General features: G+C 61.7%; 26 protein-coding genes and 1 other RNA gene. 16 read left to right on the top strand and 11 right to left on the bottom strand.

Annotated features, from left to right (window positions below):
• Nucleotides 1-153 precede the first annotated feature (153 nt).
• Both argE and ATK23_RS04675 read left to right on the top strand, forming a co-directional pair.
• On the top strand, nucleotides 154-1,323 hold the full coding sequence (gene argE / locus ATK23_RS04670) for an acetylornithine deacetylase (protein WP_066138109.1): 1,170 nt from the start codon (nucleotides 154-156) through the stop codon (nucleotides 1,321-1,323).
• Nucleotides 1,320-2,594, top strand: a complete 1,275-nt coding sequence (locus tag ATK23_RS04675) for an MFS transporter (RefSeq protein ID WP_038991536.1) — start codon at nucleotides 1,320-1,322, stop codon at nucleotides 2,592-2,594. Before argE ends, ATK23_RS04675 begins: the two co-directional genes overlap by 4 nt.
• An 85-nt stretch (nucleotides 2,595-2,679) precedes the next feature.
• On the opposite strand, the gene trhA is transcribed toward ATK23_RS04675, so the two are convergent.
• On the bottom strand, nucleotides 2,680-3,369 hold the full coding sequence (gene trhA / locus ATK23_RS04680; protein WP_174520593.1) for a PAQR family membrane homeostasis protein TrhA: 690 nt from the start codon (nucleotides 3,367-3,369) through the stop codon (nucleotides 2,680-2,682).
• A 111-nt stretch (nucleotides 3,370-3,480) separates the two neighbouring features.
• Here trhA and ATK23_RS04685 point away from each other — a divergent pair, with 111 nt between their 5' ends.
• On the top strand, nucleotides 3,481-4,413 hold the full coding sequence (locus tag ATK23_RS04685) for a zeta toxin family protein (protein WP_066138112.1): 933 nt from the start codon (nucleotides 3,481-3,483) through the stop codon (nucleotides 4,411-4,413).
• A gap of 92 nt (nucleotides 4,414-4,505) precedes the next feature.
• On the opposite strand, the gene ATK23_RS04690 is transcribed toward ATK23_RS04685, so the two are convergent.
• Nucleotides 4,506-4,766 carry a GlsB/YeaQ/YmgE family stress response membrane protein gene (locus tag ATK23_RS04690; protein WP_066138115.1) on the bottom strand — a complete coding sequence of 87 codons (261 nt, stop codon included), beginning with the start codon at nucleotides 4,764-4,766 and terminating at the stop codon, nucleotides 4,506-4,508.
• A gap of 320 nt (nucleotides 4,767-5,086) precedes the next feature.
• On the opposite strand from ATK23_RS04690, the gene ATK23_RS04695 reads away from it, so the two are divergent.
• Both ATK23_RS04695 and ATK23_RS04700 read left to right on the top strand, forming a co-directional pair.
• Nucleotides 5,087-5,620 (top strand): gluconokinase, encoded by a 534-nt coding sequence (locus ATK23_RS04695; protein ID WP_066138118.1) that lies wholly within the window; start codon nucleotides 5,087-5,089, stop codon nucleotides 5,618-5,620.
• Between the two features lie 52 nt (nucleotides 5,621-5,672).
• A complete protein-coding gene (locus tag ATK23_RS04700) occupies nucleotides 5,673-7,088 on the top strand; it encodes a GntP family permease (RefSeq protein WP_066138121.1) in 1,416 nt (471 codons plus the stop codon).
• Between the two features lie 90 nt (nucleotides 7,089-7,178).
• Here ATK23_RS04700 and ATK23_RS04705 read toward each other — a convergent pair whose 3' ends face one another.
• The gene (locus ATK23_RS04705; protein WP_038990947.1) at nucleotides 7,179-7,913 is read right to left on the bottom strand and encodes a FadR/GntR family transcriptional regulator; all 735 of its coding nucleotides are present in this window, start codon (nucleotides 7,911-7,913) and stop codon (nucleotides 7,179-7,181) included.
• 209 nt (nucleotides 7,914-8,122) lie between these two features.
• On the opposite strand from ATK23_RS04705, the gene gndA reads away from it, so the two are divergent.
• Entirely contained in the window at nucleotides 8,123-9,562 is a 1,440-nt protein-coding gene (gndA, locus tag ATK23_RS04710; RefSeq protein WP_066138124.1) for an NADP-dependent phosphogluconate dehydrogenase, read from the top strand.
• Nucleotides 9,563-9,715: 153 nt separating this feature from the next.
• Here gndA and ATK23_RS04715 read toward each other — a convergent pair whose 3' ends face one another.
• Both ATK23_RS04715 and ATK23_RS04720 read right to left on the bottom strand, forming a co-directional pair.
• Nucleotides 9,716-10,234: a maleylpyruvate isomerase gene (locus ATK23_RS04715; RefSeq protein ID WP_066138127.1), complete on the bottom strand. Its 519-nt coding sequence runs from the start codon at nucleotides 10,232-10,234 to the stop codon at nucleotides 9,716-9,718.
• Nucleotides 10,235-10,330: 96 nt separating this feature from the next.
• Nucleotides 10,331-10,909, bottom strand: a complete 579-nt coding sequence (locus ATK23_RS04720) for a TetR/AcrR family transcriptional regulator (RefSeq protein WP_066138966.1) — start codon at nucleotides 10,907-10,909, stop codon at nucleotides 10,331-10,333.
• Nucleotides 10,910-11,001: 92 nt separating this feature from the next.
• On the opposite strand from ATK23_RS04720, the gene ATK23_RS04725 reads away from it, so the two are divergent.
• Genes ATK23_RS04725 through ATK23_RS04735 form a run of 3 tightly spaced genes read left to right on the top strand, consistent with a single transcriptional unit; the run spans nucleotide 11,002 to nucleotide 13,042 of the window.
• Entirely contained in the window at nucleotides 11,002-11,394 is a 393-nt protein-coding gene (locus ATK23_RS04725) for a DUF1304 domain-containing protein (protein ID WP_066138969.1), read from the top strand.
• 51 nt (nucleotides 11,395-11,445) lie between these two features.
• Nucleotides 11,446-12,456 carry an NADP-dependent oxidoreductase gene (locus ATK23_RS04730; RefSeq protein WP_066138130.1) on the top strand — a complete coding sequence of 337 codons (1,011 nt, stop codon included), beginning with the start codon at nucleotides 11,446-11,448 and terminating at the stop codon, nucleotides 12,454-12,456.
• A gap of 52 nt (nucleotides 12,457-12,508) precedes the next feature.
• Nucleotides 12,509-13,042 carry a hypothetical protein gene (locus tag ATK23_RS04735; protein ID WP_066138133.1) on the top strand — a complete coding sequence of 178 codons (534 nt, stop codon included), beginning with the start codon at nucleotides 12,509-12,511 and terminating at the stop codon, nucleotides 13,040-13,042.
• Here the strand turns inward: ATK23_RS04735 and ATK23_RS04740 are convergent, their stop codons facing one another.
• On the bottom strand, nucleotides 13,043-13,540 hold the full coding sequence (locus tag ATK23_RS04740) for a GNAT family N-acetyltransferase (RefSeq protein ID WP_066138135.1): 498 nt from the start codon (nucleotides 13,538-13,540) through the stop codon (nucleotides 13,043-13,045). It abuts the gene before it with no gap.
• A gap of 5 nt (nucleotides 13,541-13,545) precedes the next feature.
• Nucleotides 13,546-15,807 (bottom strand): ATP-binding cassette domain-containing protein, encoded by a 2,262-nt coding sequence (locus ATK23_RS04745; RefSeq protein ID WP_066138138.1) that lies wholly within the window; start codon nucleotides 15,805-15,807, stop codon nucleotides 13,546-13,548.
• Nucleotides 15,808-15,937: 130 nt separating this feature from the next.
• Between ATK23_RS04745 and ATK23_RS04750 the strand changes: the two genes are divergently transcribed.
• Complete coding sequence (locus tag ATK23_RS04750) at nucleotides 15,938-16,492, top strand: hypothetical protein (protein WP_066138141.1); 555 nt, start codon at nucleotides 15,938-15,940, stop codon at nucleotides 16,490-16,492.
• 296 nt (nucleotides 16,493-16,788) lie between these two features.
• The gene (locus ATK23_RS04755; protein ID WP_066138144.1) at nucleotides 16,789-18,069 is read left to right on the top strand and encodes a dicarboxylate/amino acid:cation symporter; all 1,281 of its coding nucleotides are present in this window, start codon (nucleotides 16,789-16,791) and stop codon (nucleotides 18,067-18,069) included.
• Between the two features lie 177 nt (nucleotides 18,070-18,246).
• Here the strand turns inward: ATK23_RS04755 and epsC are convergent, their stop codons facing one another.
• From epsC to msrA, 3 genes are all read right to left on the bottom strand, one after another.
• A complete protein-coding gene (gene epsC, locus ATK23_RS04760; protein WP_038990962.1) occupies nucleotides 18,247-18,831 on the bottom strand; it encodes a serine O-acetyltransferase EpsC in 585 nt (194 codons plus the stop codon).
• 142 nt (nucleotides 18,832-18,973) lie between these two features.
• Nucleotides 18,974-19,909 carry a cysteine synthase A gene (gene cysK, locus ATK23_RS04765; RefSeq protein WP_038990964.1) on the bottom strand — a complete coding sequence of 312 codons (936 nt, stop codon included), beginning with the start codon at nucleotides 19,907-19,909 and terminating at the stop codon, nucleotides 18,974-18,976.
• Between the two features lie 128 nt (nucleotides 19,910-20,037).
• On the bottom strand, nucleotides 20,038-20,565 hold the full coding sequence (gene msrA / locus ATK23_RS04770; protein WP_066138147.1) for a peptide-methionine (S)-S-oxide reductase MsrA: 528 nt from the start codon (nucleotides 20,563-20,565) through the stop codon (nucleotides 20,038-20,040).
• 132 nt (nucleotides 20,566-20,697) lie between these two features.
• Here msrA and ATK23_RS04775 point away from each other — a divergent pair, with 132 nt between their 5' ends.
• Nucleotides 20,698-21,651: a Nif3-like dinuclear metal center hexameric protein gene (locus ATK23_RS04775; protein ID WP_066138150.1), complete on the top strand. Its 954-nt coding sequence runs from the start codon at nucleotides 20,698-20,700 to the stop codon at nucleotides 21,649-21,651.
• 12 nt (nucleotides 21,652-21,663) lie between these two features.
• A complete protein-coding gene (locus tag ATK23_RS04780) occupies nucleotides 21,664-22,047 on the top strand; it encodes a VOC family protein (protein ID WP_066138153.1) in 384 nt (127 codons plus the stop codon).
• A gap of 64 nt (nucleotides 22,048-22,111) precedes the next feature.
• Here the strand turns inward: ATK23_RS04780 and ATK23_RS04785 are convergent, their stop codons facing one another.
• Entirely contained in the window at nucleotides 22,112-22,900 is a 789-nt protein-coding gene (locus tag ATK23_RS04785) for a YaaA family protein (protein ID WP_066138972.1), read from the bottom strand.
• A 133-nt stretch (nucleotides 22,901-23,033) separates the two neighbouring features.
• Here ATK23_RS04785 and rnpB point away from each other — a divergent pair.
• From rnpB to ATK23_RS04800, 3 genes are all read left to right on the top strand, one after another.
• An RNA gene (gene rnpB / locus ATK23_RS04790) (RNase P RNA component class A) lies at nucleotides 23,034-23,389 on the top strand.
• Between the two features lie 234 nt (nucleotides 23,390-23,623).
• Nucleotides 23,624-25,081 (top strand): glyceraldehyde-3-phosphate dehydrogenase, encoded by a 1,458-nt coding sequence (locus tag ATK23_RS04795; RefSeq protein WP_066138157.1) that lies wholly within the window; start codon nucleotides 23,624-23,626, stop codon nucleotides 25,079-25,081.
• Between the two features lie 377 nt (nucleotides 25,082-25,458).
• Complete coding sequence (locus tag ATK23_RS04800; RefSeq protein WP_157066313.1) at nucleotides 25,459-25,851, top strand: hypothetical protein; 393 nt, start codon at nucleotides 25,459-25,461, stop codon at nucleotides 25,849-25,851.
• Nucleotides 25,852-25,863 lie beyond the last annotated feature (12 nt).

The raw sequence follows: 25,863 nt of genomic DNA on the forward strand, positions 1-25,863 counted from the left end.
CGCTCATTCATGGCCGCGATCATGAACTATCTGCGTGGAGCCGGCATTATTCGCAACTAGCCAGAAAGCCATTCTGCGAAATTTTTCTAGGCGGAGCAGGGCCACTGTGGAACTATGAGTCCATAGCGTTATTGACTAGAACTAGGAGCCGAGATGACCGCGCCCAGCGAAGCAAGCATCAAGGAAATCCACGAGCTCATAGCCGTGGACACCACGAGTCGCGACAGCAACCTCCCACTGATCGAGAATGTGGTGAAGAAGCTGGACGCCTACGGCATCAGCTCCCAGCTGATCCACAACGACGAAGGCACCAAAGCCAACCTGCTAGCCACCATCCCCGCGGCCGATGGGACGCGCACCGGCGGCATCGTGCTCTCCGGGCACACCGACGTGGTGCCGGTGGACGGGCAGGACTGGAGCAGCGATCCGTTCGATGCACAGGTGCGCGACGGCAAGCTCTATGGCCGCGGCACCTGCGACATGAAGGGCTACCTCGGGGTGATCCTGGCCAAGCTGGACCAGCTCACCAGCGCAAAACTTGCCGAGCCAATCCACCTGGCTCTGTCCTACGACGAAGAAGTCGGCTGCGTCGGCGCGGTGTCTCTGGTGCAGAAGATCGTTGATGAAAACCTGGCACCGCGCGGATGCTTCGTGGGGGAGCCGTCGAGCATGCGGGCCATCCGGGGGCACAAGTCGATGAATGTTTTCCGTGCCGAGTTCAACGGTGTCGCCGCCCACTCCTCGCTGCCATCCGAAGGCGTCAACGCCATTTCCTACGCGCTGCGCTTCGCGAAATTCGTCGAAGAAGTATCAGCCGAGCTGCGCAGCGATGGTCCGCGCGATCAATCCTTCATCGAACCGACCACTACCATGAACGTGAACAAGTTCGACGGCGGCATCGCCGTGAACACCATTCCCTCGCAGGCAGTGGTCCACTTCGAATACCGCTCGCTGGCGGTAGTGGACCGCGAGGCACTCACCGGACGCTTCCGCGACGAAGCGGCCAAGCTGGAGGCCGAAATGCTCGAGCAGAACCCCGCCTGCTCAGTGAAGTTCGCCCAGCAGGCAGGAGCCCCGGGCCTGGATACCGCACCCGATGAAGAAATCGTGTCCTTCGCCGCCTCCTGCGGAGCCATTGCCACCGATGAAAAGGTCACCTATGGCACCGAAGCCGGGCTGTTCGCGGCGGCAGGCATTCCCACCGTGGTGTGCGGTCCCGGCGATATCGCCCAGGCACACGCTCCGGACGAGTACATCGAGCTGGAGCAGATCGTAGCCTGCGAGAACTTCATTGATTCGCTGATTGCAAGGGCCAGCTCATGAGCACCGGAGCAGTGGCTACGCCAGAACAGATCGCCAAGGCCCGCAAGGCCGTCATCTCCAGTTCCATCGGCGCGGCCCTTGAATGGTTCGACATCATTGTCTATGCCACCTTTGCAACCACGATCGCCAAGGTGTTCTATCCGGAATCCGACGGCACGTTCGCGCTGATTCTCACCTTCGCCACCTTCGCGATTTCCTACGTGATCAGGCCCTTGGGCGGCATGGTGCTGGGCAGCTATGCCGACCGCAAGGGGCGCAAGAGCGCACTGACCTTGACGCTGGGGTTGATGATGCTCGGAACGCTGATCATGGCCGTGGCGCCGCCCTATGAAGTGGCGGGCGTGGCGGGTGCCTTGATCATCCTGCTCTCGCGGTTGATCCAGGGATTCTCCGCCGGTGGCGAGTTCGGCACGGCCACGGCGTTCCTGATTGAAACGGCACCTCATAAGAAAGCGTTCTACTCTTCGTGGCAAGTCGCCAGCCAGGGTGCGTCCATGCTGCTGGCCTCGGCCTTCGGCTATTTCCTGACCACGGGCTTGAGCCAGGAAGCCCTGGAGAGCTGGGGCTGGCGCGTGCCGTTCTTCGTTGGCCTGCTGATCGGTCCGGTCGGCCTGTACATTCGCGCAAAGCTGGAGGAAACCGAGGAGTTCATTTCCACGGCCAAGGAGAAATCGCCGCTGGGCACGCTGTTTGCCCAGCACTACGGACGCGTGCTCGCCGCGGTGGCAACCATTGGCGTGGCCACGATTTCGGTGTACATGATCCTGTACATGCCGACCTTCGCCGTCACGAACCTGAAGATCCCCGCCGATGCAGCCTTCCTGGGTGGAATCTCGGCGGGCATCATCACGCTGTGCGGTGTTCCGCTGGTGGGCCATCTGGCCGACCGGATCGGCCCGGCAAGGGTGATGACCTATGCGGCAGTGGCAGCGTTCGTGCTGGCCTACCCGTTGTTCAAGCTGATGACTTCGAAGCCGAGCGTCATCGTGATGGTGATCGTGATTGCGGTGCTTGGTGTGATCATGTCCTTCTACTTCGGCCCGCTGCCGGCATTGCTCTCAAACCTCTTCCCGGCCGCGATCCGCGGTTCGGGCCTGTCCGTGGCGTACAACGTGGGCGTTACCCTCTTGGGCGGCATCGCCCCGCTGGTGCTGACCTGGCTGCTGGATGTGACCGGGTCGCTGGATGCGCCTAGCCTGTACTACATGGCGATTGCCGTGATCTCGCTGCTCGGATTGGTTGTCGTGCGCAAGCGCTACGGCCAGCGGTAGCCAGCACAGTAGCGGATGCATAAAAGCGATCACCGCAAGCTTCTTGAAGCTTGCGGCGATCGCTTTTAATAACTGGCCGGTACGGCTACAGGGCTACGAGAAGCACTGCCGTCCAATGGCAGAGGAAGGCCATGACGGTGCAGGCGTGGAAGAGCTCATGGAAACCGAAGACCTTGGGCAGGGGATTAGGCCGCTTGGTGGCGTAGAACACCGCACCAACCGTATATGCCACGCCTCCAGCAAGAATCAGGATCATCACCGCGGGGTTCGCTGCCCAGAATGCTGGCAGCTGCATCAAGGCGCCCCAACCGAGCAGGATGTAGAGGCTGACCCCTACCCAGCGCGGTGCAGCTGGCCAGAAGGACTTGATGGCGATCCCGGCCAATGCTCCGGCCCAGATGATCGACAGGACGATGATCGCCTGCCGGCCCGGCAAGGTCAGCGCTGCGACCGGGGTATAGGTGCCGGCGATCAGCAGGAAAATGTTCGCATGGTCGGCTCGGCGGAAGAGGCCCATAACCTTGTCCGTCCAGTTCCCGCGGTGATATAGCGCAGAGGTGCCAAAGAGCAGGATCGAGCAGAGCGCGAAGACGGCGGTGGTCCATTCGGCCAAGCGCCCGTCGGCCAGCACGATCAGCACCAGGTTCATGATGATGATTCCTGGGGTGGACCAGGCGTGGATGAGTCCGCGCCAGCGCGTGCGTTCGGTGCCGATGTGCGCGAAAGTGCGGGCTGCCCGGACTGTGCTTGGAGCGGGGAGTGGTGCGGTAGCCATGAGTCTCCTTTGTATTATGCGCGGGACGCTGGGCCCGTCATCGAACTATACGGTACTTGGCTGCCCGCGCGCTGGACGGGCGTCGCGCTTATTCCCGATTAGGATTCGAATATGGCAGATAAGTTAGAAATCAGCGAGCACCTGAAGACGATCGCTCAGCTCAATGAGCCCGGCGAAGTGCTGGCTAACGATTCACCGTTCATCTCCGTGCGCAATACTGACTGGTTCGAAGAAGTGGCTCCGGACACGTGGAAGGCCATCGGGGAGCGTGATCTGTTGCATCGGCGGCTGGTCGACGAAGAACTGCGAGTATCGGACAACGCCAAAGCCGAGCGTCAAGCCATCGTACTTGCAGGGGCTCCGGGAGCCGGCAAGAGCAGTCTGTTGCGAGACCTGCTCGGAGGGCATGAAAACGACTATGTAGTAATCGATGCGGACAAGTTCAAGAAGAAGTTGATGCGGGAAGCGCTAGAAGATGGCACCTACGATAGCTTTTTCACGCCTCCTGAAGTGCGGAAGCGAGAAGAACTCGGTGAGCAGTTCTTCCCTATGGACATGGCGAGCCTGGTGCATGAGGAATCATCCATGCTTAGTGAAAAACTACGTGCTGCATGCCTAGCGCGAGGACTGAACGTCGTCATTGACAAGGTCCTCGCATCTGAAGAGTCAGCGCAGAAGCTGGCTGCCCAACTGCAGGAAGCCGGATACGAAATTCAAGTCGTAGAGGCTTACGCGCCGCAGGATGTCTCAGAAGAACGGATTGTTGAACGTTGGCAGAAGCAACAGGAAACTTCCCTGGACGGAGACGACTACCTTGGTGCGCGCTGGGTCCCCGAAGAATTCACCGAGATGGTTTTCGACGCTCCGGGCCATCGATCCCGGCCAGCCGTCGTTGCCCAGATATTCGCGCGGAACTGCCCATCGGTACTCAGCTATAAGGTGTTCCATACGGCACCTGAAGCGGCAATGGACTCGGATGGGTGTATCCTGCGTCTCGAATTGCGCAGAGAATCCGTTGGGGCTCTGTTATTGCGGGTGAAATAGCGAAGACAAAAGAAATCCCGCCGGGTAATAGCGAGAACTGTTACCCGGCGGGAAATCTATATCGGCAGGACATATGCCCCGCGGACAGTGCGTTAAGCCCGTCGCTTGGTGATGAAGCCCCAAATGACTAGCACGATGAGGGCGCCACCAATGGCAAGAAGCCAGCTTGAGATGGAGAAGAACTCATCCACGCCCTCGCCGAAGACTGCGCTTCCGATCCATCCGCCTAGCAGAGCGCCTACGACGCCGAGAATGAGGGTAGCGATCCAGCCGCCACCTTGCTTGCCGGGCAGAATGGCCTTTGCGATCGCTCCGGCAATCAAGCCCAATACGATCCATCCAATGAATCCCATGATTCGCTCCAATGGTCAGACTGTGTAGTGGTCGGGTTCGATCCACTTAAAACGAGACAATACATGGGTTTGAGCAGGTGATCTACGAAAATCGCATCGAAATTCAGGGTTTTCATAGACTTGGTTCAAGCATCGATTGAAGGATTGGCATGATTTCCTGCAAATATACTTGCTGACCAGTGCGTTTGCGTGGACCAAGCAAATTCTCCGCGACATTTGTTGACAGTAGCCCAGCTCACTCTTAATCTGGTTAAATCATATTTTATGGAACACGAGGATCCATAAGTCATATATTAGTTTGCACGCAACGGAGTAAATGCATGAATCAGCAAGTCCCGCCCATTGTGGTGATGGGTGTTTCGGGCAGCGGCAAAACCACCATCGGCCAACTGCTCGCCGACCGGCTGGAGCATGAATTCATCGATGGCGACAGCTTGCATCCCAAGGCCAACAAGGAAAAAATGGCTGCCGGCCAAGCGCTGGATGACGCAGATCGCGAGCCATGGCTGGAACTGATTGGAACGAAGCTGGCCGAAAGCAATCAGCGCCAGGCGCCGCCGGTGATCGCCTGCTCCGCGCTCAAGCGAAGCTACCGGGATCTCATCAGGCGCCTGGCACCGGCGACGGTTTTCATCCACCTTGCCGGTGGCCCGAACTTGATTCGGGATCGAATGACTGCGCGTTCGCACGAGTACATGCCGGCCAGCCTGCTCGACAGCCAGCTGGCCACACTCGAAGTACCGGACCCGGACGAACCGGTGCTCAGTGCCGATATTGCCGACAGCCCAGAGGAGATCGTCAGCCAATTGGCCACAAAGCTCACTTCGCCGAACGCTCCTCGTGCCGCGCACTGACATCAATCCGCAAACCCCCAAGGCAAAGGCCTCCCATTGATCAAGGAAGACAATGACAAGCGAACTTGAACTGAACTGGACGCTGGGCACGCCCGGCCTGCTGCTACTGGCGGTCGCCGCGGTAGCGCTGCTGCTGCTGCTGATCATCCGCTTCCGTGTCCATGCGTTCCTCGCACTGGTACTCACCAGCTTGCTGACCGCCGTAGCGTCGGGCATCCCCGCTGAATCGGTCATCACGACACTGACCGGCGGCTTCGGATCCACTTTGGCCAGCGTGGCACTGCTGGTCGGCCTGGGTGCAATGCTCGGACGCATGCTGGAAACCAGCGGTGGTGCTGATGTGATGACCAGCTGGCTGATCTCCAAGTTCGGCGAGAAGCGCGCGCCACTGGCCTTGTCGGTGGCCTCGCTGCTCTTCGGCTTCCCGATCTTCTTCGATGCCGGACTGGTAGTCATGCTGCCGATCATCTTCACTGTGGCCCGCCGCCTGGGCGGTTCGCTGCTGCTCTACGCAATCCCCTCGGCCACCGCATTCTCGGTGATGCACGTATTCGTGCCGCCCCACCCGGGGCCAGTGGCCGCGTCCGGCCTGCTGGAAGCCAACGTCGGGCTCGTGCTGGTGCTCGGCCTGGTCGTCGCGATCCCGACCTGGTTCGTTGCCGGGCATCTGTTCGGAAAGTTTGTCGGCAAGAAGTTCGACATCCCGGTCCCGAATATCCTGGATGCGGCCCTGGGGAATGGGGCATCGAAGGACGAATTCAAGTCCTCGCCGTCGGTGGGCACGGTATTCAGCCTGTTGCTGCTTCCGTTGCTGCTGATCTTCATGAACACCGGGCTGAACATGCTCGGCTCCGCCGGCGTCGTGGATGCGGAATCCGCCTGGGTGCGCTGGTTGCGCTTGCTCGGCGAGACCCCGGTGGCCCTGCTCATCACCGTGCTGCTGGGTATCTTCCTGCTCGGTTTCCGCAAGGGCAAGGACAAGACGCTAACCGAGACCGTGGTGGACTCGGCGCTGGGCCCGGTCTGCTCGATTATCCTGATCACCGGTGCAGGCGGCATGTTCGGCGGCGTGCTGCGGGCCAGCGGCATCGGCAATGCCATCGCCAGCTCGCTTGAATCGGTGGGCATGCCGCTGATCGTCGCCGGCTTCCTGATTGCTGCCATCGTCCGCCTGGCCCAGGGTTCGGCCACGGTGGCGCTGACTACGGCGGCCGCCATCGTCCAGCCTGCGGTACTGGCCGATTCCTCGCTGAGCGCCTTCCAGATCGCTGCCATGGTGCTGGCGCTGGCCGCGGGCTCGGTCTTCGCCGGTCACGTCAACGATTCGGGCTTCTGGCTGATCTCGCGCTTCCTGGATCTCGATGTGCCCACGACCTTGAAGGTGTGGACTGTTGGCCAGGCGCTGGTTTCGGTGGTCGGCTTCGCCTGCGTCATGGTGCTCTACTGCCTGGCGACCGCACTGGCCTAAAGCGAGCTCGGGCTACGCCAAGAATCCGCCGGGGCAGCGATGCAGATCGCTGCCCCGGCAGATTCTTCGTGCGATGCGGGGGGAGGTCGGCTACTGGGAGCTCTTGGCCGGATCCACGAACAAACGCGGTGCTCCGTCCCAGAGGCTGCAGATTTCGTTGTGCGTCCGGCGCATGATGCTTTCCATGTTCTTCCGCGCGCTGGCGGCATCCGAATTGGAGATCGCATCGGCGACTGACTGGTGCCAGAGCAGTGCTTCTTCGTGGGGGCGCTCGGGCATCAGGCCCAGTTCGGTGCGGCCACGCAGGATCGCGCCGATCGGGGTGGAGAGGTTCGCGAACATCTCGTTGCCCGAGGCGGCCAGCACGACCGCATGGAATCGGATATCCAGCTCCAGGAATCGCCGCAAATCACCTTGGCGTCCGTAATGGTTCATCTGCGCGGAGAGCATCATCAGCTCCTTGCGCATCGCTTCGGGGGCGAACTCGGCCGCCAGTTCCGCGGCCATCGGCTCGACAGAAATGCGCAGTTCGGTCAGCGAGCGCAGCTGCGCGCCCTTCTGGTCGCTGGCCAGCCGCCAGCGGATGACATGATCGTCGTAGGGGTTCCAGCTCTCGGCGCCGAGCACTCGAATGCCTACCCGCTTGGTGCTGTTGACTAGGCCGCATTGAGCCAGGACCCGGATGGCTTCACGGATCACCGAGCGCGAGACCTGCAGCTTCTGCTCCAGGTCGGCGGCGAGGATAATGGAGCCGCGCGGAATTTGCCCGCTGATAATGCGGGAGCCGAGGTGCTCAACCACATGAGCGTGCAGACTTGTTGCCATGGGGTTCAGTTTAGCCAATGGCCTGCGTCAAATCAGACTAAGGCGAGTCGACCGCCGAAATAAATATGCTTTAACTTTTGCGATCCGCTGTAAATCACGGCCCTCGCCCTTGTAGGATGGAATGGTCACGTGGCCGTGAACAGGGATCGTGACTCATCCGGTCTCTGCTTGGCGGTTCAACTCCCCGTAATCGATGGAGACTTATTTTTATGCCTGCACAGATTGGTGTCACAGGTCTGGCCGTCATGGGCGCAAACCTGGCCCGCAACTTCGCTCGCAACGGATACACCGTCGCCCTGCACAACCGCTCGGTCGGCAAAACCGACGCGCTGCTCGAAGCGCATGGCGATGAAGGCGATTTCATTCGCACCGAAAGCCTGGAAGAACTGGTCGCAAACCTCGAAACCCCGCGCCGCGTGCTGATCATGGTCAAGGCCGGCTCTCCGGTGGACTCGGTTATCGACCAGCTGGTGCCGCTGCTTGAAGAGGGCGACGTGGTCATCGACGCCGGCAACTCGCACTATACCGACACCCGCCGCCGCGAAGCCTCCCTGGCCGAGAAAGGCCTGCACTTCGTGGGCATCGGCGTTTCCGGCGGCGAGGAGGGCGCGCTGCTGGGCCCATCGATCATGCCAGGCGGTTCCGCCGAATCCTACAAGTCGCTGGGTCCGATGCTGGAGAAGATCTCCGCGAAGGCTGACGACGGCGCACCGTGCTGCGCCTGGATCTCCACCGACGGTGCCGGCCACTTCGTGAAGATGGTCCACAACGGCATCGAATACGCCGACATGCAGGTCATCGGCGAAGCCTACGACCTGATGCGCAACGCCGCAGACATCGAGCCGGCCAAGCAGGCAGAGATCTTCAACGAGTGGAACCAGGGCGAGCTGTCCAGCTTCCTGATCGAGATCACCGCCGAAGTATTGGGCCACGTCGATGCTTCCACCGGCAAGCCGCTGGTCGATGTCATCCAGGACTCCGCAGGGCAGAAGGGCACCGGCCGCTGGACCGTGCAGTCTGGCCTGGACATGGGCTCGCCAGTTTCGGCCATTGCCGAATCGGTCTTCGCCCGCTCGCTGTCCTCGCAGCGCGATATCCGCGCTGTGGGCCAGCAGGCGCTGACCGGCGAAACCGCCGAGGTCGCACTTCCGGAGAACTTCGTCGAGGATGTGCGCCAGGCGCTGTTCGCCTCGAAGCTGGTTTCCTATGCCCAGGGCATCGACATGCTCACCTCGGCTGCCGGCGAATACAACTGGGAGCTGAAGCTCGATGAGATCGCCGGCCTGTGGCGCGAGGGCTGCATCATCCGTGCCGCCCTGCTCAAGGACATCACCGCCGCCTACTCGGCCGGCGAGAAGCCTTCGAACCTGCTGTTCGCTCCGGCATTCGCCGAAGCCATCAACAAGGCAGTTCCAGCATGGCGCCGCGTGGTTTCCGTTGCTGTCCAGCTGGGCATCCCTGCGCCGGTGTTCTCCTCGTCGCTGGCCTACTACGATGGCTTGCGCCGCGACCGCCTGCCAGCAGCCCTGACCCAGGGCCTGCGCGACTACTTCGGTGCGCACACCTACCGCCGCACCGATAAGGAAGGCACCTTCCATACGCAGTGGAGCGGTGACCGTACCGAAATCGCAGCTGAGGATACCCACTAAAACCGGGATGCCCTTCAGTGGCCTGCCCGAACTCGCTGGAGTTCGGGCAGGCCATTTTTGCGCTCGAATGGTCATGGATCACCGGAATGTATTCCGCACAGGCGCTGGTCGCGACGTAGTGCGGGCACTTGTCCGTCGCGTACCGGTTCGGCTTCAGGGCAGCGACAGCTGTCTGGCATGGAAAGCGAAGTGCAAGCTGGGGTAGGCATAGACGTCGGCCAAGCTCATGCGCTCATGGAAAAACGGATCCCACCGGCGCGGGAAGTCGACGCAGCGCTGCAGGTCCGCGATGTCTTCTGTTGCCAGCTTGGCCAGGATCGCTGCTTGGGTCCGCCCCAGCCGTGTGCGCATGCGGCGATGGTTGTAGACCGTAGCCGCCGCGCAGGATCCGAGGTAATTCACCGGGTGGAAGAGCCGCGTGCCGGAATTGAGCACCGCGCAGAAGGCCGAACGGGTCCACGGCGGGCATTTGATCAGCAGGTGCACCAGCGGGATGAGCGCGCGGACCACCATGTAGCCGAAGACCATATGGAAGAGCAGCTGCTCGTTGCTCCAACGGGTGCCTTCGCTGTGCTTGGCCAACGAGCTGCGATCGGCGCCAGACAAGAAGCCAGCCAAGGCAGCGGCATCACGCCGGTAGCTGGCGGCAATTTGTTCTCGAACCTGGTCCATCGGTCATCGCTCCGCGCAAGGAAGTCCCGAGCCCGTTGCCGGGATTCCATGGTAAACCCGTCTTCGCGCAGTGGCACCGTCTAGGAAGATGAGCTGCTAGCCCTCCAGCAGGTTCTCCGCGCACTGCAGCAAGCGGACTGCTTCGCCGGGGGAGATGCGCACCAGGGCGAAGGCCGCCACCACCAGCCCGGTGATGGTATCGCTGAGCAGGGCATGGCGTTCGGGTGAGAGTTCAGGACGAACTGCCTTCAATCCGCGGCCCACGGCTCCACCGAGTTCTTCCCGGTAGGCGGAAATGACGGCAGCGATGTCGTTTTCGGCGGCAATTGGTGCGCTGGCGGTATTGATCAGCAGGCAGCCATGGGCCGCCGGCAGGGATTCGGGTTTCGCGAAGACGGCGGCAAGTCCGCGCAGGTAGTCTTCCAGCGCGTGGGCCGGTACGGGATCCTGGAGCAGTGGACGCAATCGCGGGCGGACGATCTCGTTGAGATAGCTGTCCACCGCTGCGTCGAAGAGGCCGCGCTTGGAGCCGAACGAGTTGTAGATGCTGGAGCGGCTCAGGCCGGTAGCGCTTTCAAGCTCTGGAATGGACGTGGCCTCGAAGCCCCGTGACCAGAAGACCGATCGGGCACTCTGGACGACTTTTTCCTTATCGAATGCGGATGTTCGCGCCATCACACCCATCTCCTCTTTTCGTAACGACCATTCCAGTATATATTGAAATGGTCGTTACAGAATAGTTGTTCCCTGCACACCAAGGACGCATCGTGATCATCGCCGCGCAGATCTTCGCAACAGCAGCTGCCCTGCTGCACATCTACATCTTCTCGATGGAGTCCCTGACATGGACCACCGCCAAGACCCGGTCGGTGTTCAAGACCAGCGAGGCTGAAGCGGAAGCGACGCGGGAGATGGCCTTCAACCAGGGGTTCTACAACCTCTTCCTGGCCATAGCGTCAATTGCAGGCGTGATCGCCTTGGGCTTGGGACACATGGCAGTGGGTGCTACCTTGGTCTTCGCCGGAACCGGCTCGATGCTGGCCGCCGCGCTGGTGCTGGCACTGGGCAGCCCTGGCAAAGCGAAGCTCGCCATCAAGCAGGGGGTATTGCCATTTCTGGCCATCGCGCTGCTGATCCTTGGCCTCGTGCTGGGCAACTAGCAAGACACGAAGAATTCCACACGCAACCGAGACTTGAAAGAACTGGTAACCATGACCAAAGCAACCAGCACGCAGATCCTGCTCGCCTCCCGCCCCTCCGGCTGGCCGACCCAGGAGAACTTCAGCGTGCAGACCGTTGAGCTGCCGGAGCTGGAAACCGGGGAAATCCGGGTGCGCAACGAGTTCATTTCCGTGGACCCGTACATGCGCGGACGCATGAACGACACCCGCTCCTACATCCCTCCATTCCAGATCGGCGAGCAGATCCTCGGCGGAGCGATCGGCCGGGTCATCGAGACCGCTGACGCGGCCTTCCCGGCAGGCACCCTGGTCCAGCACCAGCTGGGCTGGTCGGATACCGTGCAAGCCGGTTCGTCCAACTTCAAGCCGGCGCCTGATCTGCCCGGGGTGTCGTCATCGCTGCGCCTGCACATCCTGGGCATGACGGGTCTGACCGCCTATGTGGGGCTGAGCGCGATCGCGAATCTTGCCGAGGGGGAAACCGTCTTCGTCTCCGGCGCCGCAGGTGCAGTGGGCACTGCTGCCGGGCAGATCGCCAAGCTCATGGGAGCCAAGCGCGTCATCGGTTCGGCCGGCAGCGCCGAGAAGGTTGAACTGCTGACCAGCAAGTACGGCTACGATGCAGCCTTCAACTACAAGGATGGCGACGTGCGCGAGCAGCTAGCCGCCGCGGCTCCCGAGGGCATCGATGTCTTCTTCGACAACGTGGGCGGGGATCACCTCGAAGCCGCCCTGGCAGCTTTCAACGATGGCGGACGCGCAGCCCTGTGCGGCGCCATCGCCAGCTACAACACCACCGAGCCGGCACCGGGACCGCAGAACATGTCCAACCTGATCACCCGCGGACTGAAGCTGCAGGGATTCACCCTCTCCAGCTACCTTGATCTCGCCCCGGAATTCGGCGAGCGCATGGGCCAGTGGTTCTCCGAAGGCAAGATCGCCTATGACGAGACAATTGTTGACGGCATCGAGAATACCGTGGACGCCTTCCTGGGCATGATGCGCGGCGCGAACACCGGCAAGATGCTCGTGCGCATCTAGCCTCGGCCACCTGACGATTGCTCCGGTCCGAAGCCCAATCTAGGATCGGAGCATGAACGGATATGGTGGCGGCTGGGGCACTGGGCTGGGAATTGTGCTCGCGCTCGTCCCGCTGCTAACTGTACTCATCGCGGGCGCAGGCGTAGTCCTGGCCATGCGAACGCTGCGGCTGCGCTCGAAAGTGGATACCGCCGGTCAATGGTGGCTTCGCGTCCAATACGCCATTGACCGGTGCTTGTCCCAGGACATCGCCGAGCAGAACGTCGGCACGTCGATGCTCGAGCATCTGCAGGGCGCAGGCCAGCCGCCCGAAGGCCTGGACGACGCGCAGCGCAGATCCTGGATGCGCGAGCACAAGGATAGCTGGACGGTGCAGCCCGAGGACTTGGCCCTGATCCGTGATGCGGTAAAGCAGCTGGCACTGGATAAATTCCGTGCGCGAGACTCCACAGGAATTCGGAAGGACGCCGATTCGCATGCCGAATTCGACTCGCTGCGTCGCCAAGCGCAGTTGGTCTCGAAGATCGATGCGAAACTGGGCACCCCAACGGACCCGGACATCCTGAGGATTCTTGCCGACGGCTAGCTACCGCAGCATCCTCGCGTCGGTGATTTCCGGGGCGGACGGGTCATCCTCGGTGGTGCCGTCGAAGGCGAAGCCGTTGCGTTCATAGAACCTGATGGCCCGCGGATTCTGGGCAGCCACCCAGAGCACCGCCGGTTCATCGCCCAGCACTGCATCCAGCAGCGCCTGCCCCGTGCCATCCGAATGGAAGGCCTGCAGCACATACAGGTTGTACAGCTGCCGAGCCACGTCTTCGCGCAGGCCTTCGGTATTTCCCGTGGGCGGAGCCGAAAGTGCGAAGCCGACAAGCTTCCCGTCCTCGTTCTCCGCAACGCAGATCCGGAACAGTGGATTCGGGTCATCCAGCGCCCTGGTCCACATGCCCAGGCGCTGTTCATCGTGCGCGGAGTCGAAGAAGCCTTCGGGCAGCAGATGCGTGTAGGTTTCCTTCCAGCACTCGACATGCAACCGGGCCAGCTCCTGCGCGTCGGCCGGCAGAGGTTTCCTGAGTCTCTGCATCACGCCTAGCCCTTGGCGTAGGCGGCGAGGTGTTCGCCGGTCAGCGTGCCCGAGGCGGCAAGATCCTCCGGGGTCCCTGCGAAGACGATGCTTCCGCCTTCGTGGCCTGCCCCGGGGCCCAGATCGATGACCCAGTCGCTGTGGGCTACGACTGCCAGGTGATGCTCGATGACGATGACGGTATTGCCCTCGTCGACCATCTCATCGAGCAGCCGCAGCAGGTTCTGCACATCGGCAATATGCAACCCGGTGGTTGGCTCATCCAGGATGTAGGTGCCGGCGCCCTGACCCAGATTGATGGCCAGCTTGATGCGCTGCCGTTCGCCGCCGGAGAGCGTATTCAGCCGCTGGCCCAGTTTCAGGTAGCCCAGGCCTACCTGGTTCAGCCGTTCCAGCATGGCCTTGGCCTTGGGCACCTTGAGCTGTTCCAAGGCTCCTTCCATGCTCAAGTCCAGGACTTCGGCGATGTTCAAGCCGTCCAAGGTGTAGTCCAGCACTTCAGCTGTATACCGCTTGCCGCGGCACTGTTCGCACGGCAGGGCGACTCCGGCCATGGACGCCAAATCCGTGTAAGTGAACCCGACGCCGCTGCAAGCAGGGCAGGCGCCAGCCGAATTGGCGCTGAACAGGGCAGGCTTCACGCCGTTGGCCTTCGCAAATGCGGCACGGATCGGATCCATGATCCCGGTATAGGTGGCCGGGTTCGAACGCCGCGAACCGCGGATCGCCGTTTGGTCCACCACGGCAACATCCTCGCGCTTGGCGATCGTCGAGTGGATCAGCGTGGACTTGCCCGAACCGGCGACGCCGGTGATCGCGCACATCACGCCGGTGGGAATATCCACGGAGAGGTTCTTCAGGTTGTGCAGGGAGGCGCCACGCACTTCCATCGCGCCAGTGGCCTTGCGCGGGGTGGTATTGAGGGCGGCACGCGTCGTGAAGTGCTTCCCGGTGAGCGTATCGCTGGCGAGCAGGCCATCGACGGCCCCGCTGTAGCAAATGGTGCCGCCATGGGTGCCGGCACCGGGGCCCAGATCGATGACGTGGTCGGCGATGCCGATGACCTCCGGCTTGTGCTCCACTACCAGCACGGTATTGCCCTTGTCGCGCAGGCCGGCCAGCAACCCGTTCATCCGCTGGATGTCATGGGGATGCAACCCCACGGTGGGCTCGTCGAAGACGTAGGTGACATCGCTGAGCGCTGATCCAAGATGCCGGATCATCTTCACGCGCTGGGCTTCGCCGCCGGAGAGCGTGCCAGCCGGGCGGTCCAGCGAAAGGTAGCCCAACCCCAGATCCACCATGGATTCGAGCACGGCCTTCAAATTGGTGATCAGCGGTGCCGCATCCGCGATCTGGATCTGATCCAGCGCGTCGAGCAGCTCGGACACCTGCATTGCGGTCATGTCTGCGATCTCCAGGGAATTGATCTTCGACTCGCGGGCCGCCGGTCCCAGCCGCGAGCCGTCGCAGGCGGAGCAGGGGGCGGTCGTGGAGATCCGCTCGATCCACTCGCGGATATGGGCTTGCTTGATTTCCCTGCCCGAATGGATGTAATTGGACTTGATGCGCGTGATCAAGCCGGAGTAGCTCATGTTCGCGCCGTTGAGCTTGACCTTGCCCACTTCCTCGTAGAGCATGCGGTCCAGCATGGCCTTGGGCATGTCCCTGAGCTTCACGTCCAGGTCCGGCTGCGTGCCGGCGGTCAGCGTCTGCCACAGCCAGGCGCCCGGGGCGAAGTTGGGCGCCTTGATGGCTCCCTCGTTCAGGGTCTTGTCCCAATCCAGCAGTTCATCAAGGTCGATGCTCGCCTCGGTGCCGAAACCCTCGCATACCGGGCATGCGCCCTGGCCGAGATTAAACGAATATGCGCCCGCGCCGCCGGCGCTCGGGGTGGAGTACCGCGAATACAGGACGCGCAAAAGCGAATAGGCATCGGTAGCCGTGCCCACGGTAGAACGCGAATTCGCGCCCATGCGTTCCTGGTCGACCACGATGGCCGTGGAGAGATTCTCCAGCACCTCTACATCAGGCCGGGGCATCGATGGCATGAAGCTCTGGATGAAGGTCGTGTACGTTTCGTTGATCAGCCGCTGGGACTCGGCGGCAATCGTGCCGAACACCAGCGAGGACTTGCCTGATCCCGATACGCCGGTAAAGGCGGTGATGCGGCGTTTGGGAATATCGACGTCGACGCCCCGCAGGTTGTTTTCCCGTGCTTGGCGTACTCGGATCGTGTCATGGCTATCGGCAGGGTGCTGGCTCATGACCCAAGCCTACTGACTATTGGAGCCGCCACCACCTCGCCCGGGCTTGCCTGCTTGCAATTGCTGCCCCTCCGGTGGAGGATCGAATTACCAGGGAATCGTCGATTCCTCGTCGAGAGCGGAGAATGCCATGCCGGATGCACCTCGGAAACTACTCAAGCTCAGCTCGGCGGCAGCACTGGCCGGTTGCCTCGCGCTCGCCGGATGCGGCAGCATCTCCGGCGGCGCACCAAGCGAAGCGTCCACGGATCCTGGAGCCAGCCCGACGCAATCCGCCTCCGCAACCGCATCCTCAACCGAATCCTCGTCTGAGCCGACAGAGCCTGCAGCTTCAAGCACGCCGGCCGACGAGGAATCGGAGCAAACCGAAACGATCGGGGGACAGGAACTCGGCAAACTGCCGTCTAACGCCAGCGAGTATGCCGACGCGCTGGTGGTTGCCTGGGGCAATGGGAACGAAGCCCAAATGAAACAGCTGGCCACCGCCCAAGTGGTCGCGTCCCTGACCGGGCATTCGGCGGCAGGCGGACCGAATTGGTCGCAAACCGGCAGCGATGCCGGGGCAGGGTCGGTGTTCGTGAGCTATGAAAATGCCGAAGACGGGACCGTGCTGAACCTGCGGGTGCAAAACCAGGTTGTCGGGCAGGGCCATGAACAAGGCGTGGTTGAAGCAAGCTTCGAGTAGTCCACGGCGTCACACCAGCACCATGCCGCTTAATTGTGGCCAGACGCCCTCAGCCGCTGAATCGCTGAATATTCATCTGGGGAACGGTCGATACCCCAGCAATCGAATTCAATGGGAGTCCTTGCGATTTCAGGCGGGAATTATTCGGCAGAAGCGCGAATTCCCGTAACACTTAAGCCAATCACAGGATTTCGGTGTAATGGAAATTACGTCTATCATGATTGAGGCGTGCGCCACGACACACCTGTGGCCGTCGCTCAGGGCGCTCCGATCCCTAACCGTTTATAAGGACTTTCATGAAGCTGCTGAAATCTATCCCACTGCTTGGCTGGGTGCTCGTTGCCATCGTGCTGGGCATCCTGCTTGGCCCGGTCATGCCGGTCTGGTTGGGAAGCGTATTCCTGACCTACAACTCGATCTTCTCAGGATTCCTTGGCTTCATCGTGCCTTTGATCATCTTCGGCTTGGTCGCACCGGCTATCGCTGAGCTTGGCAAGGGTGCCGGCAAGTGGTTGGGCATCACCGCGGTCATCGCGTACGCCTCGACCTTGGCGGCCGGCCTGCTTGCCTACTTCGTCAGCCGCTGGCTGTTCACCAAGTCGCTGTCCGGCGGCGGTGTCGAAGAAGTTGGCGCGGGCGAAGGATCCGGTTTCGAACCGTACGTCTCCCTGGTCGGCGAGGCAGGGGATTCCGCAACTGAAATCGTGCTGGCTCCGCTGATGGGCGTCATGACCGCACTGGTGCTGGCGTTCATGCTGGGCCTGGGGCTGACTGCCTTCCGCTCCACCGTGCTCTTCCGTGGTGCGGTGGAATTCCGCAGCATCATCGAAATGGTCATCCGCCGCGTGATCGTTCCGGCGCTGCCGCTGTTCATCTTCGGCATCTTCCTGGACCTGTCCGCTGCCGGTGACGCCGTTATCGTGGTGCAGAAGTTCCTCTTCGTTGCAGTGATTTCCTTCGTGCTCACCCTGGTGGTCCTGCTGGTGCAGTACACGATCGCTGGCGCGATGAACAAGCGCAACCCGCTGGCCGCCCTGTGGGGCATGCGCAATGCCTACTTCACCGCATTGGGCACCTCGTCGTCGGCCGCAACCATTCCGGTGACCTTGGAATCGGCGAAGAAGAATGGCGTGGCCGACGCCGTGGCAGGCTTCGTGATCCCGCTGTGCGCCACGATCCACCTGTCCGGCTCGATGGTCAAGATCACCTGCTTCTCCATCGCCGTGCTCTTGCTGACCGGCGGCGACGTGTCCTTCGGCGCGTACTTCCCGTTCATCCTGATGCTGGGCGTCATGATGATCGCCGCCCCAGGCGTGCCCGGCGGCGCTATTGCGGCCGCTGCTGGCCTGCTCTCCCAGATGCTCGGCTTCGGCGAGGTCGAGGTCGGCCTGATGTTCGCGGCCTACATTGCACTGGATAGCTTCGGCACCGCAACCAACGTGACCGGTGACGGCGCGCTGGCCATGATCATGCACAAGCTGACCCGAGGCAAGCTCGGCACCCAGCCGCAGGATCCCGAGGACGAAATCGTCGAACTTGCAGATGGCACCGAATCGGGTGACCACAAGCTGGCCTAACCCGCTTGCCACGCAAGCATGAGCATCGATGCCCGGTACCAGACTCGCAGGTACCGGGCATCGATGCTTTGTTCTGCCGGCAAGCAAACCGGACCACGAAGAAACCCGCCCAGCGGCCGAACCTGAACGGCTCGGACGCTGGGCGGGTTTGCTCTGCCTGCTGGCGGAAGAAGAACGCTAGATCCACATGGCCGGGTCGATGTACTCGGCCGGGTCCACCGCCGGCTTGTGCTCCTCGGGCCGGCGCGGACGGTTCTGCGCCGGGATTCCGGTGACGATCGATCCTGCCGGGGCATCCTTGACGACAACGGCGTTCGCGCCGATTGCCGAGTCGGCACCGATCACGATCGGCCCCAGGACCTTGGCCCCTGCGCCGATGACCACGCGGTCCCCGATGGTCGGGTGGCGCTTGACCTTGGCCAGCGACCGGCCGCCGAGGGTCACCCCGTGGTACAGCATCACGTCGTCGCCGATTTCGGCCGTCTCGCCAATGACGATGCCCATGCCGTGGTCGATGAAGAAGCGGCGGCCGATGGTCGCGCCAGGATGGATCTCGATACCGGTCAGTGCGCGGTTCGCCTGGGATAGCAAACGGGCTGGCCATTTCAGTGCCGGGTTCTGCCACATCTTGTGGGCCAGCCGGTGCATCCAGATGGCGTGCAGCCCGGAATACACGAAGAAGTTTTCGGGATCGCTTCGCGCTGCCGGATCGTGCTGGCGTGCGTTAGCCAAATCCTCACGCAGGCGGGAGATAAAACTCATGGATACTACCTTAGTGGTTGCGGTTCGCTGCGGGACAATCCGCAGATGTCACACAGCAAATCGGCGCGAGCTGCACCGATAAAGGTCTCTCAATAGACCCAACGGTGGCTCACGCCGATTTATTCTGCTTCTGCAAATCTGCTTAGCCGCGGATGTCATCGAAGAGCAGCGTGGAAATGTAGCGCTCACCGAAGTCGGGGATGATCGCAACGATCTGCTTGCCTGCATTTTCCTCGCGTGCGGCGACCTGCACGGCGCCCCATACGGCTGCACCAGCGGAGATGCCGCCGAGGATGCCTTCCTTGACGCCCAGCGCGCGAGCGGTCGACACCGAATCCTCGATGCTGGCATCCAGGACTTCGTCGTACAGTTCGGTATCGAGCACCTCTGGGATGAAGTTCGCGCCCAAGCCCTGGATCTTGTGCGGGCCCGGCTTTCCGCCATTGAGGATTGGGGAATCCTTCGGCTCCACTGCCACGATCTTCAGGTTCGGATTCTTTTCCTTCAGGTAGCGGCCTGCGCCGGTGATCGTTCCACCGGTACCGATGCCGGCAACCAGGATATCGACCTTGCCTTCGGTATCGGCCCAGATTTCCGGACCGGTAGTGTCTGCGTGCACCTGCGGGTTCGCGGTGTTGGCGAACTGCTGCGCCCAGATGGCGTTATCGGAGGTCGCAACGATCTCCTTGGCCTTCTCCACGGCGCCGCGCATGCCATCGGCGCCCGGAGTCAGCACGATCTCGGCACCGAAAGCGCGCAGCATGACGCGGCGCTCGGTGGACATGGTCTCAGGCATGGTCAACACGACCTTGTAGCCGCGAGCCGCGCCAACCATGGCCAGCGCGATGCCGGTGTTGCCGGACGTGCCCTCGACAATGGTGCCACCTGGCTTCAACGCGCCCGATGCCTCGGCTGCATCAACGATGGCCACGCCGATGCGGTCCTTGACGGAGTTGGCCGGGTTGTAGAATTCCAGCTTCACGGCAATGTTGCCTGGCAGGCCCTCGCCGACGCGATTCAGGTTCACCAGCGGAGTGTTGCCGACGACTTCGGTGACGTTGTTGTAGATCTTGCCCATCTTGTATGCAATCCTTACGTGTACTTTATGCAGCCGCAGATAGTTGCGGCGAAATAACTGCTGGAATCTGGCGTAACCGCCGGACACCCATCGGGTTCACAACTAACCCTAATAGGCCTAAAGCGCGACTAGGCTTCGTTTAGCCATTGAGCGTAATATTTCCTGACTTTTGCGAGCTTTGGATCGATAATCACCCGGCAATATCCGACTTCTTGGTTTTCGGAGTAATAATCCTGGTGAATTTGCTCGGCAGGATAGAAATCTTTCGACTCTTCCAGCGTGGTGACGATCGGATTGGGGTATACATGCGAGAACTTGTCGATGGCGGCCTCGAAAAGTTCGCGCTGTGCATCGTCGAGCGGGAACATCGCCGAGCGGTACTGGGTTCCAACATCGTAGCCCTGGCGGTTCAGCGTGGTCGGGTCGTGCACGGTGAAGAACATGTCCAGGATGACGTCGGCCGGAACCACTTGCGGATCGAAGATCACCGCGACACCTTCGGCATGCCCGGTGGTGCCGCTGCAGACTTCGCGGTAGTTCGGATCCTTGGTGTGGCCGCCGATATATCCGGAAATTACCGCGTAGACGCCACGCGTTCGCTGGTACACGGCATCCAAGCACCAGAAGCAACCGCCAGCGAGCACGAAGGTGCTCAACTTGGTGTCCTGGACATCCAGGGTCGGGGTGAATTGATGAGGTGACTGAAGGCTGAGAATACTCACACAGTTCATAACGTTGCGGCGTTGCATTCTGTTCCATCCTCATTGGCACGGCGTAGTCTGGTTGGTATGCAGAGCAAGGCAAATAACTCGCAAGACCTGGGGAAGAGCAACGTTTCCCCGGAGGCCTCGACGCTCAAGCCCGTTACCAAAGAAGAGCCAGAGCAGCCGGTGGAAGACAGCTCGGCTGCGCAGACCACCCTGGGTAACGTCCTTGAAGCCGCCGAGGAACTTTGGCCAAAGTCATTGGCCGAAGATTGGGATGCCGTTGGGCTGGTCACCGGGCGAACCGGCCAGCAGATTTCCAAGATCGTGATGGCTGTTGATCCAACGCTGGAGGTGATCGAGGACGCAATCGAGCGTGGGGCCGATCTGCTGATCACTCACCACCCGCTGCTGTTGCGGGGAGTCACCCAGGTGGCCGGCACAACATTCAAGGGTGAGGCCATCCACCGCCTGATTGAATCCGGTACCGCATTGCTGACCGCGCACACCAATGCCGACAGTGCCATCGGGGGCGTCAACGACGCGCTGGCCGATGCCTTCGGGCTGAAGGACTGCGTGCCGTTGGTGGAGTCCAAGGACGGGCTGCCCGAGGAAGGCCTGGGCCGGGTGGGCTTCTTGGAGAAGCCGATGAAGCTCGACGATTTCGCGGAACGCGTCTACACCGTGCTGCCGGCCGTCGCCGGCGGAGTGCGCGTCGCCGGAGACCGCAGCGGAATCATCCGGAAGGTTGCCCTGTGCGGCGGCGCCGGCGATTCCCTGTTCGATGCGGTGCGCTCGCACCAGGCCGATGTGTACGTAACCGCCGACCTGCGCCATCACCCGGCAAGCGAAGCGCGCGAAGCTGCCAATGGCGGCTTCCCTTACCTGATCGACGTTTCCCACTTCGCTTCGGAATGGGTCTGGCTCTCGGCCGGTGCCCGCGCCTTGGGCAATGTGCTGAACGATCTGGGGCATGCGGTGGAAATCGAGGTATCCCAGGTGAATTCCGATCCTTGGGACTTTGTCCTCACACCCTAGCCGGAGCCTGGCATGCTGCACCACGTAGAGATTTGGGTGGAGGACTTGGCAGCCAGCACGGCATCCCTGGGCTGGCTGCTGACCCGTCTTGGCTACACGGTCAATTCGCAATGGGCCAACGGCATCAGCTATTCCTGCGGAGAGTTCTATATCGTTCTGGAATCAGGACCGGATGCGAAGAAGCAACGGCATGACCGGCGTGCTCCCGGGCTGAATCATTTGGCCTTCCAAGCCGGCACCAGGCAGGACCTCGACAGGTTGGCGGCCGAAGCGCTGGATCACGGTTTCGCCCTCATGTTCGCACAACTGCACCCGTATGCAGGGGGAGCGCAGCACTACGCGGCCTATTTGGAGGATGCGGCCGGGTTCGAAGTCGAACTGGTTGCAGCAAAGTGATGATGCCGTGCAGGCCTGGCGGGATTGCCCGGCCGGCACGGCATCATTCGCTGTCGCAACGAGCTCAGGCGGCGTGCTTCACGGTGGTGAACTGGTGGTCTTCTGGCAGCAGGATGTTCAGGGCCAGGCCCTTCTTGTCTTCAACTAGGGAAGCTTCCCACTTGGTCTGGACAAGGTCGAGCAATTCCCCAGGATTCTTCGGGTCGACCGGCTGCTCGACCAGGAAGCGCGCGACCTCGCCCCGGGTGTGCTTGGCGAAATGCGAGACCACTTTCGGCGTTCCGTTGCGCATCTGGAACACATTGACCGCAACGGTGTTGCCATTGGCTGGCTTGTAGGCGGCTGCGTAGGTGCTCGACCGGGCGTCAACGATCAGCTGGCTGCCGGCCGCCTCATCGAGTACCGGGGCCAGCCGCTTCTTCCACCAGGTGGCCAGCTTGCCCAGCGGCTCGAGCTTGACCGACATGGACAAGCGGTAGGGCGGAATGCGATCGCCAAATCGCACGGCCCCCCACAGCGCGGAGATCACGATGACGGATTCGTCGGCGCGCCGCCGCGCGGCTTCATCCAGGCTCGCGTAGTCCAGGGCTTCGAAGAGCACCCCCGAGTAGATGTCGTGAGCCTGGGCGGCTGGCTCGGTGTGCAGGTTGATATTCCGAGCTACCTCATTGGCCAGCGAAGCTCCGACACCCAGCAGGTCCATGGCATCTTCCCTTGCCGAGACTTCTGCCAGGGCGTCGAGCACGAGGCGGCGTTCGGCAGAGAGCTCCGGAAAAGAGAGATCTTCGATTTCGAAGGGAGCTCCTTCGGCGTGGGCGGTCTTGCCTTCGGAAGGCGGCAACAAAATAAGCACGCTCTCCAGCTTATCGGAGTCCACCTGCTGCTCTGCGCCGGCCATGTCCCCGCCGTGGCGACTCCGGCTGTGAGCGATCCAGTGTTCGAAAGTGGTCCGAAGGCTGTCCTGAACCGATTAGACTGGTAGTGAATGGGATGGCCAGACGGTCGCGTGGCAAGCAATTGTCCCGAGGAACGTCCGGGCTCCACAGAACAGGGTGGTGGGTAACGCCCACTCGGGGTAACCCGCAGGCTAGTGCCACAGAAAATAGACCGCCAGGTTTTCCTGGTAAGGGTGAAACGGTGGTGTAAGAGACCACCAGCACCCCAAGTGATTGGGGTGGCTAGGTAAACCCCACTCGGAGCAAGGTCAGACAGACTGCGTTATGAGGGCTGTTCGCCCCATGCAGTCGGGTGGACCGCTAGAGGCTTCCGGCAACGGCAGTCGTAGATAGATGACCGTCCCGCTTCGGCGTGACAAAACCCGGCGTATCGGCCATCCCATTCATTAATTCCTTCGCTGTATCCAGCCCTTCATTCCTGATCGCATCGCCCGGCCCTTGCCCGCTCGTGAGATGATTCACAGTTCCCGATCCGCGCTTTTCCAGCGCACGGTCTAGAATGGATCATGTACTTACGAGGATGATCCTGTTACCTCGTGCCACCGCAAAAGCAATGGTGCTTCCCACGGTGCCAACCGACTTCATGGATCTGCGAGTCGGCTGAATTGGAAGGATTTTCTGTGACCCAGCAGTCTGTCGTTGCCCAGCAAGAATGGAGCGGGCGCGAAGAGCTCGCCGAGGCCATGATTCCACTGATCGGACGTCTGTACCGCAAGAACAATGTGGTGACCTCCGTCTACGGCCGCAAGCTGATCAACCAGTCCGCCATCGACATCATCAAGGCCCACCGCGTCGTGCGCCGCATCGATGGCGAAGAGCTCGACCTGAACGACACCAAGGCGATCCTCGATGCCATCGAGTCCCTGAATGTCGGCTCGGTCTCCGTTGATCTCGGCCGTTTGAACAAGAAGTTCAAGGATTCCGGTTCCGCGGATCTGAACGCCTTCCTGGCTGATGAATTGGGCGAGAAGGTTGGCCAGGCTGGCGCAACCGACGCAGAACCTCAGGATGTCGTGCTGTACGGCTTCGGCCGCATCGGCCGCCTTCTGGCCCGCATCCTCATCGAGCGCGGCGGCTACGGCCTGCGTCTGCGTGCCATCGTAGTCCGCAAGGGCGCGGAGAACGACTTGGTCAAGCGCGCCTCGCTGCTGCGCCGCGACTCGGTGCACGGCCGCTTCGACGGCTCGATCACCGTTGACGAGGAAAACAGCACCATCCTCGCCAACGGCACCCTGATCAAGGTCATCTACTCGAATGACCCGACCACCGTTGACTACACCGAGCACGGCATCGACAACGCCATCGTCGTCGACAACACCGGCCGCTGGCGCGACGAGGCCGGCCTGTCCCAGCACCTGCAGGCCAAGGGCGTTTCCCGTGTCCTGCTGACCGCACCGGGCAAGGGCGACCTGAAGAACATCGTCCACGGCATCAACGATTCGTGGATCACCGCAGAAGACAAGATTGTCACCGCTGCATCGTGCACCACCAACGCCATCACCCCTGTGTTGAAGGCACTGAACGAGAAGTTCGGCGTTACCCACGGGCACGTCGAGACCGTTCACTCGTTCACCAACGACCAGAACCTGATCGACAACTTCCACAAGGGCGAGCGCCGTGGCCGCTCGGCAGCGCTGAACATGGTGATCACCGAAACCGGTGCCGCCAAGGCTGTTGCCAAGGCCCTGCCGGAGTTCGAAGGCAAGCTGACCGGCAACGCCATCCGCGTTCCAACCCCGGATGTCTCCATGGCGATCTTGAACCTCAACCTTGAGAACGAGACCACCAAGGAAGAGCTGAACGCCTACCTGCGCGAAACCTCGCTGACCTCGAACCTGCACAAGCAGATCGACTACATCGATTCGCCTGAGGTTGTTTCCACCGACTTCGTCGGCTCGCGCCGCGCTGGCATCGTTGACGGCCTGGCCACCATCGTGTCCGGCAAGAACGCTGTCGTCTACGTTTGGTACGACAACGAATTCGGCTACTCCTGCCAGGTAGTCCGCGTCATCGAAACCATGGCCGGCACCCACCCAGCTGCAGTGCCTGCAGTGAAGGCAGAAGCCGTCACCGCCTAGGACCTCAAGGGTCTCCGCTGAAGGGACCATCCCAGCGCATCAAGCGTTGGGATGGTCCCTTCTTGCATGCCAGGATTGAGGCCGAACCTGTCCCAGGGGGCAGAACCTGTTGCCAGGGTAAGCGCCCTGTGCAAAGCTCGGGGCATGATGCGATCAACGAATCCGGCCCTGCGCCACCGCGGGTGGCCTGCGGGCATGTCGCTGTTCGTGGATGATCACGCGCAGCCCATTACGATGCTGCAGTTCATCTGGCATGCTTGGGGTCTAGACGAAGATCTCGCCCTGCCCCAGCTCAGCCCGTTTCCCGAGACGGGATCCTCGGCCATGCCGGATGAAGTTGACCGGGACCTGTCGGAGCAACGATCGATCCAGACCTGGTGGAACGCGTGGGGGGAAAGGCGCAGGGTGCCCACCGCATCCCCGGGCTGGCGGCAACTACCGCGGCAACCGGTCCAGCCACCGGCAATGATTTCTGGACCCAGCAGTACGGCGACGAGGGAATCGACCTCATCGCGTTCGAGCAATGGGAACGAATGTTCGAGCCGTTGTTGGGAATGAATCCAGAACCGGTGCTGCGCAGCACGGAGGTCCAGCCGGTACTGGTGGCCGCCTGGGAGCGCGGGTTGACGGATCTCATCGTGGTGCTGTGGGCTGGGTACTGCATGCACCGGCTAGGCGATTCGCACCTGGCAACCTCCTTCGAAACCGCCGCCAACTGGTCCCTGCTCAGGCAGGCGCTCGCAGAGTGGATTCGCGCGCCGCTGACGTGAGGCGTCGCCAAT

The sequence above is a fragment of the Glutamicibacter nicotianae genome, from assembly GCF_002797775.1.
In the GTDB taxonomy this organism is placed as follows: Bacteria; Actinomycetota; Actinomycetes; order Actinomycetales; family Micrococcaceae; genus Glutamicibacter; species Glutamicibacter nicotianae.